General features: G+C 74.3%; 10 protein-coding genes. 5 read left to right on the top strand and 5 right to left on the bottom strand.

Features of this window, described 5'->3' with window-relative positions; translation table 11 throughout:
• The first annotated feature begins 2 nt into the window (after positions 1-2).
• The gene (locus BLV02_RS34835; protein WP_074946919.1) at positions 3-893 is read left to right on the top strand and encodes a cupin domain-containing protein; all 891 of its coding nucleotides are present in this window, start codon (positions 3-5) and stop codon (positions 891-893) included.
• Here BLV02_RS34835 and BLV02_RS34830 read toward each other — a convergent pair.
• On the bottom strand, positions 890-1654 hold the full coding sequence (locus BLV02_RS34830; protein ID WP_074946917.1) for an IclR family transcriptional regulator: 765 nt from the start codon (positions 1652-1654) through the stop codon (positions 890-892). The two genes, BLV02_RS34835 and BLV02_RS34830, sit on opposite strands and share 4 nt — an antisense overlap.
• Before the next feature lie 79 nt (positions 1655-1733).
• Here BLV02_RS34830 and hutH point away from each other — a divergent pair, with 79 nt between their 5' ends.
• From hutH to BLV02_RS34810, 4 genes are read left to right on the top strand one after another with little or no spacing between them, the layout of a single operon-like run.
• Complete coding sequence (hutH, locus tag BLV02_RS34825) at positions 1734-3296, top strand: histidine ammonia-lyase (RefSeq protein ID WP_069111285.1); 1563 nt, start codon at positions 1734-1736, stop codon at positions 3294-3296.
• A gap of 10 nt (positions 3297-3306) precedes the next feature.
• Positions 3307-4989: a urocanate hydratase gene (gene hutU, locus BLV02_RS34820; protein WP_069111286.1), complete on the top strand. Its 1683-nt coding sequence runs from the start codon at positions 3307-3309 to the stop codon at positions 4987-4989.
• Complete coding sequence (locus BLV02_RS34815) at positions 4986-6224, top strand: allantoate amidohydrolase (protein ID WP_069111287.1); 1239 nt, start codon at positions 4986-4988, stop codon at positions 6222-6224. Before hutU ends, BLV02_RS34815 begins: the two co-directional genes overlap by 4 nt.
• A complete protein-coding gene (locus BLV02_RS34810; RefSeq protein ID WP_069111288.1) occupies positions 6221-7528 on the top strand; it encodes a formimidoylglutamate deiminase in 1308 nt (435 codons plus the stop codon). The genes BLV02_RS34815 and BLV02_RS34810 overlap by 4 nt, the downstream gene beginning before the upstream one ends.
• Here the strand turns inward: BLV02_RS34810 and BLV02_RS34805 are convergent.
• Genes BLV02_RS34805 through BLV02_RS34790 form a run of 4 tightly spaced genes read right to left on the bottom strand, consistent with a single transcriptional unit; the run spans position 7506 to position 11815 of the window.
• Positions 7506-8249, bottom strand: coding sequence for a PIG-L deacetylase family protein (locus tag BLV02_RS34805; protein WP_069111289.1), 744 nt, complete (start codon positions 8247-8249; stop codon positions 7506-7508). The genes BLV02_RS34810 and BLV02_RS34805 overlap by 23 nt on opposite strands.
• Positions 8250-8280: 31 nt before the next feature.
• The gene (locus BLV02_RS34800; protein WP_083288596.1) at positions 8281-9177 is read right to left on the bottom strand and encodes an ABC transporter permease; all 897 of its coding nucleotides are present in this window, start codon (positions 9175-9177) and stop codon (positions 8281-8283) included.
• The gene (locus tag BLV02_RS34795; RefSeq protein ID WP_069111290.1) at positions 9174-10148 is read right to left on the bottom strand and encodes an ABC transporter permease; all 975 of its coding nucleotides are present in this window, start codon (positions 10146-10148) and stop codon (positions 9174-9176) included. The genes BLV02_RS34800 and BLV02_RS34795 overlap by 4 nt, the downstream gene beginning before the upstream one ends.
• A 2-nt stretch (positions 10149-10150) precedes the next feature.
• Positions 10151-11815, bottom strand: a complete 1665-nt coding sequence (locus BLV02_RS34790; RefSeq protein WP_069111291.1) for an ABC transporter substrate-binding protein — start codon at positions 11813-11815, stop codon at positions 10151-10153.
• Positions 11816-11832: the final 17 nt, after the last annotated feature.

The raw sequence follows: 11832 nt of genomic DNA, 5'->3' as shown, positions 1-11832 counted from the left end.
CGGTGGTCGGGCCCAGCCTCCGGGCCGTTGGTGAGTGGGCGTTGCGCTTCGACCCGTTCCTGCACGTGCGGGTCGGCGGCCTCGTGCGCGGCACGTGCTGGTTGATCCTCGACGGGCACGAGCCGGTGCTCCTGCAGGAGGGTGACACCTTCATGCTGGGCAACCCCCCGCCCTACGTACTCGCCAGCGCCCTCGACGCCAGCCCGCGCCCTGCGGCGCCGGTGTGGGCGGGCGCCGAAGACGAGTTCGTGCGGATCGGCCCGGAGTCCGAGGACGACCTCTACCTCTGCGCCGGGCAGATCATGTTCGACGAACAGAACGCGGCCCTCCTCACCGACCTCCTACCGCCACTCGTGATCGTCCGCGTGGCCGATCCTCATGGCAGGCGGCTCGCACAGCTGATCGATCTCCTGGCCACCGAGGTCGGGGTCACCGCCGCCGGCGGCCCGCTGGTGCAGAACCACCTCGCTCAGATCCTGCTCGTGCACATGCTGCGCGCGCACGCCGGTCAGACGGACCATCCCACCGGCTGGCTGGGCGCACTGAACGAGGACGGCATCGGCGCCGCGCTGCGCGCCGTGCACGCGGACGTGGCCCACTCCTGGAGCCTGAAGGAGCTCGCCGAGATCAGCCACATGTCGCGTTCCGCGTTCGCCCAGGCCTTCAAGAGCCACGTCGGGGTGCCGCCGTTGGAGTACCTGATCCAATGGCGCATGAGCCTGGCTCGCGACGCGCTCGCCCGCGACACGTTGTCGATCTCCGAGCTCGCACAGGCTACGGGCTACCGGTCCGAGAGCGCGTTCAGCACCGCGTTCCGCCGCGTGGTCGGCTCATCGCCCGCACAGTTCCGGCACCAGGCACGGCAGCTACCGCGCGACCGCCTGTCCGCCTAGGCCGGCCGGAAGCCGAGCCGGGAGGAGAGCTCGGCGGCGGTGCGGACGGCGGCCGCCGCGAGCCGCTCGCGCTCGGGCTCGTCGACCCGGGCGGAGGGGAAGGTGACGGCGACGGCGGCGACGGGATGCCCGTTGTGGTCGCGCACGGCGTCGGCGACCGAGGCGAACCCCGGGGTCACGGTGCCCTCCTCGGTCGCGTAGCCACGGCGGCGGACCTCGGCCAGCGCGGAGCGCAGCTCCCGCGAGGACGTGATGCCGGTGTCGTGGCGGCGGACGAACGCGTCGCGCGACGGGAACAGCGCGCGCACCTGCGACGCCGGCAGTGCCGCGAGCATGGCCAGCCCGCTCGCCGTCAGCTGGCCGGGCAGCCGCACCCCGACGTCGGTGACCAGCGGCGGACGGCCGGCGGCGCGGTCCTCGATGACGTAGAGCACGTCGCGCCCGTGCAGCACGGCGAAGTGCGCGTTGTGCGTCGTCTCGTCGACGAGGCGGGCCAGCGACGTCCGCGCCATGCGCTGCAGCGGCGCCTGCCGGCCGTACGCCGAGCCCAGCTCGAACGCCGCGACGCCCAGGCCGTAGCGCCGCTCCTCACCGAGGTGCGCGACGAAGCCGTCGGCGCGCAGGACGGCGAGCAGGTGGTAGACGCTGGACCGGGGCAGGCCCAGCTCGCGGGCGATGGCCGCCGCCGGCATCGGCTCGGCGTGCCGGGCCAGGCAGGTGAGGATCGCCAGCGCGTGCGCGGCGGCCGGCGCGTTGGGCATGGGCGCATTGTCTCAGATCCGAGACGGAAATAGCTCCGTCGGTGCTGCGAGGGGGTGCCGGGAGCGCTGTGATGTCCTCATGGCGATCGAGCTCTCCTCCCCCGGCCGGACCGTCGTGGTCGGCACCGGACCGGTGTCCTTCGACGACCTCGTGGCGGTGGCCCGCGACGGCGCGGGTGTCGTGCTGGGCGACGACGCGCAGGCGGCGGTCGCGCGCAGCCGCGAGGTCATCGACCAGCTGGCGGTCGCGGACGTGCCCTACTACGGGGTGTCGACCGGGTTCGGCGCGCTGGCCACGAAGCACATCCCGGCGGAGAAGCGGGCCGCGTTGCAGCGCGGCCTGATCCGCAGCCACGCGGCCGGATCCGGCCCGGAGGCCGAGCGCGAGGTCGTCCGCGCGCTCCTGCTGCTGCGGCTGTCGACGCTGGCCACCGGCCGCACGGGGGTCCGCCCGGCGACGGCGGCGGCGTACGCGCGGCTGCTGGACGCCGGCCTCACGCCGGTCGTGCACGAGTACGGCAGCCTCGGCTGCTCCGGCGACCTCGCGCCGCTGGCGCACTGTGCGCTGGCGCTGATGGGCGAGGGGACGGTGCGCGATGCGTCCGGCGCGCTGGTCGACGCGGCCGAGGCGCTGGCGGCGGCCGGCATCGAGCCGGTCCAGCTGGCCGAGAAGGAGGGCCTGGCGCTGATCAACGGCACCGACGGCATGCTCGGCATGCTGGTGCTGGCGCTGCACGACCTGCGCGGCCTGCTGCAGGTGGCCGACGTCGCGGCCGCGATGAGCGTCGAGGCGCTGCTCGGCACCGACCGGGTGTTCGCCGACGACCTGCAGGCGCTGCGCCCGCACCCGGGCCAGCGCGCGTCGGCGGCGAACCTGCGGGCGCTGCTGGCCGGGTCGGAGGTGGTGGCCAGCCACCGCGGGCCCGACTGCACCCGCGTCCAGGACGCCTACTCGCTGCGCTGCTCGCCGCAGGTGCACGGCGCCGCCCGCGACACCGCGGACCATGCGGCGCTGGTGGCCGGGCGGGAGCTGGCCGCGGCGATCGACAACCCCGTCGTGACCCCCGACGGGCGGGTGGAGTCCAACGGCAACTTCCACGGCGCGCCGGTCGGGTACGTGCTGGACTTCCTCGCCATCGCGGCGGCCGACCTCGCCTCGATCAGCGAGCGGCGCACCGACCGCTTCCTCGACGTCGCCCGCAACGCCGGGCTGCCGCCGTTCCTCGCCGACGACCCCGGCGTCGACTCCGGGCACATGATCGCCCAGTACACCCAGGCCGGCATCGTGTCGGAGCTGAAGCGGCTGGCCGTCCCCGCGTCGGTCGACTCCATCCCGTCCAGCGCCATGCAGGAGGACCACGTCTCGATGGGCTGGGCCGCGGCCCGCAAGCTGCGCCGTTCCGTCGACGGCGTCGGCCGCGTGCTCGCGGTGGAGCTGCTGACGGCGGCCCGCGCGCTGGACCTGCGCGCGCCGCTGGCCCCGGCGGCCGGCACCGGCGCCGTCCGCGACCTCATCCGCGAGCACGTCGCCGGACCCGGACCGGACCGCCACCTCGCACCGGAGATCGCCGCCGTCCACGACCTCGTCACGACCGGCCGGATCGTCGCCGCCGCGCAGGCGGCCGCCGGCACGCTGCACTAAGGAGGACCCCATGTCCGGACCACGACCCGTCCGCGCCCCGCACGGCTCGCGGCTGACCGCCCAGGGCTGGCCCCAGGAGGCCGCGCTGCGGATGCTGCAGAACAACCTCGACCCGGAGGTGGCCGAGCACCCCGACGAGCTGGTCGTCTACGGCGGCACCGGCAAGGCCGCGCGCGACTGGCCGTCGTTCGACGCGCTGGTGCGCACGCTCACCACGCTGCGCGGCGACGAGACGATGCTCGTGCAGTCCGGCCGCCCGGTCGGGGTGCTGCGCACGCACGAGTGGGCGCCGCGGGTGCTGATCGCGAACTCCAACCTGGTCGGCGACTGGGCGACGTGGGAGGAGTTCCGCCGGCTCGAGGCGCTCGGGCTGACGATGTACGGGCAGATGACCGCCGGGTCGTGGATCTACATCGGCACCCAGGGCATCCTGCAGGGCACCTACGAGACGTTCGCCGCCGTCGCCGCACAATTTGCTCGGAAAGGACGGGGATTCGGCGGCTCGCTGGCGGGGACGGTGACGCTGACGGCCGGGCTGGGCGGCATGGGCGGCGCGCAGCCGCTGGCCGTGACGATGAACGGCGGCGTCGCGCTGGTCGTCGAGTGCGATCCGTCACGCATCACCCGCCGCATCGAGCACGGCTACCTCGACGTCCAGGCGGCGTCGGTGGACGACGCGCTGCGGCTGGCCGCCGACGCCCGCCGCGACCGCCGGGCGCTGTCGATCGGCGTGCTCGGCAACGCCGCCGAGGTGGTGCCGGACCTGCTGCGCCGCGGCGCAGAGATCGACGTCGTCACCGACCAGACGTCCGCGCACGACCCGCTCGCCTACCTGCCGGTGGACGTCGCGTTCGAGGACTGGGCGGCCGAGCGGGCCAAGGACCCGGCCGGGTTCACCCAGCGGGCGCGCGAGTCGATGGCCCGTCACGTCGAGGCGATGGTCGGGTTCATGGACGCCGGCGCCGAGGTGTTCGACTACGGCAACTCCATCCGCGGCGAGGCGCAGCTGGCCGGGTTCTCCCGGGCCTTCGACTTCCCCGGGTTCGTGCCCGCGTACATCCGGCCGCTGTTCTGCGAGGGCAAGGGCCCGTTCCGGTGGGCCGCGCTGTCCGGCGACCCCGCCGACATCGCCGCCACCGACCGCGCGATCCTGGAGCTGTTCCCGGACAACGAGCCGCTGGCCCGGTGGATCCGGCTGGCCGGCGAGAAGGTGCGCTTCCAGGGGCTGCCGGCCCGCATCTGCTGGCTCGGCTACGGCGAGCGCGACGTCGCCGGGCTGCGGTTCAACGACATGGTCGCGTCCGGCGAGCTGTCCGCGCCGGTCGTCATCGGCCGCGACCACCTCGACGCCGGGTCCGTCGCGTCGCCGTACCGCGAGACCGAGGCGATGGCCGACGGCTCCGACGCGATCGCCGACTGGCCGCTGCTGAACGCGCTGGTCAACACCGCGTCCGGGGCCAGTTGGGTGTCCATCCACCACGGCGGCGGCGTCGGCATGGGCCGGTCCATCCACGCCGGGCAGGTCACCGTCGCCGACGGCACCGCGCTGGCCGGCGAGAAGATCGCCCGGGTGCTGACCAACGACCCCGCGATGGGCGTCATCCGCCACGTCGACGCCGGGTACGACCGCGCCGCCGAGGTGGCCGCCGAGCGCGGCGTCCGCGTCCCGATGCGCGAGGGCGCCGACGGATGACCGCCTCCTTCGACTCGATGTGGGCCGACCTCGAGCCGGTCGGACGCGACCCGCGCGGCGGCTACCGGCGGTTCGCGTGGACCGACGCCGACGCGACGCTGCGCGAGTGGTTCGCCGCCGAGGCGGCCCGCCGCGGGCTGACCGCCGTCGCCGACCGGGCCGGGAACCAGTGGGCGTGGTGGGGCGAGCCGTCCGCCGCGGCGAAGGGCGTCGTCGCCGGGTCGCACCTGGACTCCGTCCCCAACGGCGGCGCGTTCGACGGCCCGCTCGGCGTGGTGTCCGCGTTCGCCGCCGTCGACCTGCTCCGCTCGCGCGGGCACGTGCCGTCGCGGCCGATCGGCGTCGTCAACTTCGGCGACGAGGAGGGCGCCCGCTTCGGCATCGCCTGCGCGGGGTCGCGGCTGCTCACCGGCGCGCTGACGGTGGACCGCGCGCTCGCGCTCACCGACGCCGACGGCGTCAGCCTCGCCCAGGCGCTGGGCCGGCAGGGCCTGCGCGAACCGGCCGCCGACCCCGAGGCGCTGGACCGCGTCGGCACGTTCGTCGAACTGCATGTCGAGCAGGGCCGGGCGCTCGCGCTCGGGCCGCTTTGCAATGAGCACCATGACGCACCGGTGCGTATCGGTGCTCATTGCAAAGGGGACGGGGACACCGCATCCGCGCCGGTCGGCGTCGCGACCGAGATCTGGCCGCACGGGCGCTGGCGGGTCACGCTGGCCGGCGAGGCCAACCACGCCGGCACCACGCCGCTGGACGACCGCCGCGACCCGATGCTCGGCCTCGCCGACCTGGTCACGTCCGCCCGGGCGGCGGCCGCGGCGCACGGCGTGCTGGCGACCGTCGGAAAGATCGAGGTCGACCCCAACGGCGTCAACGCCATCCCGTCCGAGGTGCGGGCCTGGCTGGACTGCCGCGGCGCCGACCCGGACGCCGTCGCCGCCGTCCTCGCCGACCTCGGCCGGTTCGCGCCGCGGCAAGAGTCGTGGACCGCGGCCACCGTGTTCGACCCCGCGCTGGCGGCCCGGCTCAGCGGCCTGCTCGGCGGCGCGCCGCTGCTGCCGACCGGCGCCGGGCACGACGCCGGGATCCTCAGCGCGGCAGGTGTGCCCACGGCGATGCTGTTCGTCCGCAACCCGACCGGCGTCTCGCACTCGCCGGCCGAGTTCGCCGAGCGGGCCGACTGCCACGCCGGGGTGGAGGCGCTGGCCGACGTGCTGGCGGAGCTGACCCGGTGACGGCGTACTGGGCCGCGCACGCCTGGCTGCCCGGCGGCCTGTCGTCCGGCGTGCGGATCTCGGTGGACGACGGCGTGATCGTCGCGGTCGCGGCCGGCTCGTCCGCGTCGGCCGACGACGTCCGGCTGCCCGGCGTCGTCCTGCCCGGGTTCGCGAACGCCCACTCGCACGCGTTCCACCGGGCGCTGCGCGGCCGCACGCACGACGGGCACGGCTCGTTCTGGACGTGGCGCGAGGCGATGTACGCGCTGGCCGGGCGGCTCACCCCGGACACGTACTACGAGCTGGCGCGAGCCACATACGCCGAGATGGCGCTGACCGGCGTCACCGCCGTCGGCGAGTTCCACTACCTGCACCACGGCCCCGGCGGCGTGCCGTACGCCGACCCGAACGCGATGGGCGCGGCGCTGCGGCAGGCCGCGCTCGACGCCGGCCTGCGGCTGACGCTGCTGGACACCTGCTACCTGGCCGGCGGCATCGGGCAGCCGCTGGATGGCGTCCAGCTGCGCTTCGGCGACGGTTCCGCCGACGGCTGGGCCGAACGGTTCGCCCTGCTGCGCGACGACGCCACCACGCGCGTCGGCGCCGCCGTCCACTCCGTCCGGGCCGTGCCCGCCGACGCGATCGGCGCCGTCGCGGCCGCCGCGGCCGGCCGCCCGCTGCACGTCCACCTCTCCGAGCAGCCGGCCGAGAACGAAGCGGCCCTCGCGGCCTACGGCGTCACGCCGGCCGGGCTGCTGGACGAACACGGCGCGCTCGGGCCGCACACGACCGTCGTCCACGCGACGCACCTGACGCCCGGCGACATCGCCCTGCTCGGTGCCGCGCGGACGACCGCGTGCCTCTGCCCGACCACCGAGCGCGACCTCGCCGACGGCATCGGGCCGGCCCGGGCGCTGCTCGACGCCGGTGCGCCGCTGTCGCTCGGCACCGACCAGCACGCCGTCATCGACCTGTTCGAGGAGGCCCGCGCGCTGGAGACGCACGAGCGGCTGCGCACGCTGGAGCGCGGCCACTTCTCCCCGGCGGAGCTGCTCGCCGCGGCGACGGCGCACGCGAGCCTCGGCTGGCCGGACGCGGGCCGGCTGGCGCCCGGCGCCCGCGCCGACCTCGTCGCCGTCCGCCTCGACTCCCCCCGCACCGCCGGCGTCGACCCTGCTCAGGTGCTGTTCGCCGCCACTTCCGCCGACGTCGACACCGTCATCGCCGATGGCCGCCCCATCGTCACGGGCGGCCACCACCTCCTCGGCGACGTCGGTCGGCTCCTATCGGCCGCGATCGTCAGCGCGTCAGGCGGTCCATGACGAACGTGCCCTCGCGCCGGTACGGCTCGCCGAGCACCGCGCCGGAGTGGGAGGCGAGCCCGTTGGTCAGGGCGAGCGCCGTGAAGAACGCGCGCTGCCCCTCCGCGCCGAGCGTCTCCAGCTCGCCGTCGGTCCAGGCGGGGACGACCGAGCGCAGGATCTCCGGCGTGGTGTGCTCCAGCCAGTGCTGCGCGCTGAACGTGTTCTGCGACGACAGCTCCTGCAGCGCCTTGAGCTTCTTGTCCAGCACGTCGCCGATCTCGACGACGCAGTTGGGGTGCTCGGGCGTCATGTAGTAGATGGTCGGGATCGGGTGCGGGTCGTGGCCGCCGCACTCCTCGACGCGCCAGTCGCGGCCGGCGACGGCGAGGGCCTCGGCGAAGAGGAGCGCGATGACGCGGCGGTCCGGGTCGAGGTCGTGCTGGGCGTGCTGCGGGTCCTGCATGATGATGACGTCGGGCTTGGTGCGGCGGATCAGCTCCACCACCTTGACCTTGGTCGCCGACGCGAGGTCCACCTCGCCGAACGACACGTCGAGGAAGTCGACGTCGCCGCTCACCCCGAGGATGTCCGCCGCCCGCGCCACCTGCGGCCGGCTCTCCTCGCGGCACATGAGGACGGCCGCGTTGACGGTCTCGCCCGCGGCCACCGCCTTGGCGATCGCGCCGCCGCACTCGACGATCTCCAGGCCGTAGCTCGCGAGCATGAGGACGTTCGTCATGGAGCGGTCCCTTCTGTCGGTGCCGGCGCCGTCACGATCGGCGCAGGCGGGGGTTGATGCGCTGCTCGAGGGCGTAGCCGAGCAGGGCGAATCCGAGGGCGGAGCACATGATCAGCAGGCCGGGCGGCAGCACCCACCACTTCCACGCCGGTGTGAGGAACGCGCCGCGCGCCTGCGCCCAGTAGAGGGTGGAGCCCCAGCTCTCCTGCAGCGGGTCGCCGAGGCCGAGGAAGCTCAGCGACGACTCCAGCAGGATCGCGCCGCTGGTCGCGGCCACGAACTCGCCGATGGCCAGCAGCATGGTCTTCGGCAGCACGTGCCGCCAGAGGACGTAGGCGTGGCCGGCCCCCATCGAGCGGGCGGCGACGATGTAGTCGCGGCCGGCCAGCGACAGCACCTGCGAGCGGATCACCCGGGCGGTGGGCGCCCAGATGAGGATCGCGATGATGATGACGGTGTTGACGATGCTGCGCCCCATGTACGCGGCCAGCACGATGAGCAGCGGCAGGAACGGCAGGATCAGCACCACGTCGACGCCGCGCATGGCGACGGCGCCGAGTCGTGGGAAGTAGCCGCCGATCAGCCCGACGACGGTGCCGATGAGCATGGCGGCCGCGGCGGCGACGATGCCGACGGTCAGCGAGACCCGCGTGCCGTAGATCATCTCGCTGAGCAGGTCCTGCCCGACGTCGTTGGTGCCGAGCAGGTGGTCCGGCGACGGCGGCGAGAACGGCGTCCCGGCGCGCTCGGCCGGGTCGTACGGCGCCAGCACCGGCGCCAGGACGGCGATGGTGACCAGCGTCAGCACGATGACGCCGCCGATGGCACCGAGCGCGGTCGTGTGGTCGCGCAGCCGCCGGCCGCGGCGCACGACGGGTGCGGGACCGGACGGGCCGGGCTGCGGATCGGCGGACACGGTGGCGGTCATACGCGGGTCCTCGGGTCCAGGCGGGGGTAGAGCGAGTCGGCGAGCAGGTTGGCCAGCAGCACCGCGATCGTGAACACCAGGAACGTCGCCTGCATGACCGGGTAGTCGCGGGCCGAGACGGCGTCGTACATCAGCCGTCCCAGCCCTGGATAGGAGAAGACCGTCTCGATGACGACGGTGCCGCCGAACGCCCAGCCCAGCCGCAGCGCCAGCACCGTCGTCACCGGCAGCAGCGCCGTGCGCACCACGTGGTGCAGCATGACGGCGCGCGGCCGCAGCCCCTTCGCCTGCGCGGTGCGGATGTAGTCCTCGCCGAGCACCGACAGCGTCGAGTACCGCATCGACAGGTAGACCGCGGGGATGCTGAGGATCGACAGCGTCAGCACCGGCAGCACGGCGTGCTCGGCGACGTCGGCGAGCCAGGCGAAGCCGGTGAGGTCGGCGCCCGCCGTGGTGGCGCCGAAAGACGGCAGCCAGCCCAGCGACACCGAGAACAGCGCGATGAACAGCATGCCGAGCCAGAACTGCGGCGTCGACTCCAGCGCGATCATCACCGCCAGCGACGACACGTCCCACGCGCCGCCGCGCCGCCAGGCCGCGAACGCCCCCAGCGCGATGCCGATGACCGCCGACACCACCAGCGCGGTGAGCGTCAGCAGCAGCGTCCACGGCACCCGGTCGAGCACCAGCTCCTCGATCGGCGTGCCCTGCCGGAACGAGTAGCCGAAGTCCAGCGTGAGGATGCTCTTCCAGTAGCTGAGGTACTGGACGACCAGCGGTTCGTCCAGGCCGGCGTCGGCGGTCACGGCGGCCCGCTCCTCCGCCGTCATCTCCCCGACCTCGACGCCGGCGATGAGCGCGAGCGGTGAGCCCGGCATCAGCCGCGGCAGGGCGAAGTTCAGTGAGACCGCCACGACCAGCACGACGGCGTACTGGCCGAGGCGGGCGAGGCCCAGGCGCCGGGCGCGCATCGTCAGGGCTGGCCTTCGTCGGGGATGAAGGACAGCTTCGTCATCGGGCCGGTGCCGGTGATCGGCACCCAGTCGCCGAAGACCGACGGGTTGTAGCCGTAGGCGCCGTTCGGATGCAGCAGCGACACGAACGGGGTCTCCTCGGCGATCCGCTGCTGCAGCTGGTCGGCGATCCCCTCGCGGGCGGCCGGGTCCAGCTCGGTGTCCAGCTGGGCGGCGAGCGCGTCGGTGTCCGGGTCGGAGTAGCCGGTGATGTTGAGGTTGCCGAGCACCGGGTCGGTGGCCACCAGCGACGCCATCTGGCCGATGTCGGCCTGGCTGGCCGACGACCAGCCCCACATCGCCAGCTCGTAGTTGCGGCCCTGCGCGACGTCGTAGCCGGGCCAGACCGCGTCGTCCAGCGTCTGCATCTCGACCGAGCTGACGGTGACGCCGATGCCGACCTCGCCCAGCTGCTCGCCGATCAGCTCGGCCAGCCGCATCCGCAGCGCGTTGTTCGACGCGACCAGCAGCTCGAACTGGAGCGGCGCGCCGTCGAGCTCGCGGACGCCGTCGTCGTCGGAGTCGGTCAGCCCGAGGCCGTCGAGCAGCCCGGCTGCCTCGTCCGGGTCGTGGACGGTCTCGACGGAGTCGTCGTACCAGGGCGAGTCCGGGTGCACCCAGCCGGCGTTGCCGACCACGGCGGCGCCGAGGAACACGTCGTCGACCAGCCGCTGCCGGTCGACGGCCAGCCCGACGGCGCGGCGGAACTCCGCCTGGTCGAACGGCGGCACGGCGGTGTTGAACACCAGCAGCGTCGTCGTGTACTCCGGCGCCTCGACGACGTCCAGGGTGCCGGTGCCGCGCAGCACCTCGATCTGCTCCGGCGAGATCGACCGCATCATGGTGTCGATCTCGCCCGACCGCAGCGCCGCGGTGGCGCCGGCCTCGTCGGCGAACTGGACGACGACCAGCTCGTCCACCTTCGGCTCGCCGCGGAAGTACTCCGGGTTCGCCTCGAACGAGTAGCTGACGCCGGGCTCGGACTCCACCAGCCGGTACGGCCCGGAGCCGACGTTCGTCGACTCGTCGAACGGCGCGACGTCCGGGTCGGCGACCGCGGACCACACGTGCTCGGGCAGGATCGGCACGTCGGCGAGGGTGCGCAGCTCGAACGACGGGTCCGGCGCGGCCAGCGTCAGCACGACGGTCGACCCGTCCTGCGCGACGGCCTGCGTCACGTTGCCGAGCGCGGTGGCGAACCGCCCGGGCGGGCCGGCCTGGTAGTAGCCGACGCTGAACGCGACGTCCTCGGCGGTGAGCGGCTCGCCGTCGTGCCAGCTGACGCCGTCGGCCAGCCCGACCGTGTACGTGAGGCCGTCCGCCGAGCCCTCGACCGTCTCGGCCAGCCACGGCTGCGGCTGCCCGTGCTCGTCGACCTGCATGAGCGAGTCGTAGCTGAGCATCGTGAGGTTCAGGCCGGGGAAGCCGGTCGCGTACGTGTGCGGCGTCAGGTTGCCCTCCTCGGACATGATCCCGATGCGCAGCGACTCGGCGGTGGTGGCGCCGCCCCCGCCGGCCGGCCCGGCGTCCTCGGTCCCGCCGTCGGAGCCGCACGCTCCGAGCGCCAGGACGGCGGCGAGCGCGGCGGCAGGTGCCGCGGCTCTGCTGATGCGACGGTGGAACATGGGGACCTCCGGGGGCG

It is taken from the genome of Jiangella alba (assembly GCF_900106035.1).
Lineage (GTDB): Bacteria > Actinomycetota > Actinomycetes > Jiangellales > Jiangellaceae > Jiangella > Jiangella alba.
This window is presented reverse-complemented; position numbering and strand designations above follow the sequence as displayed.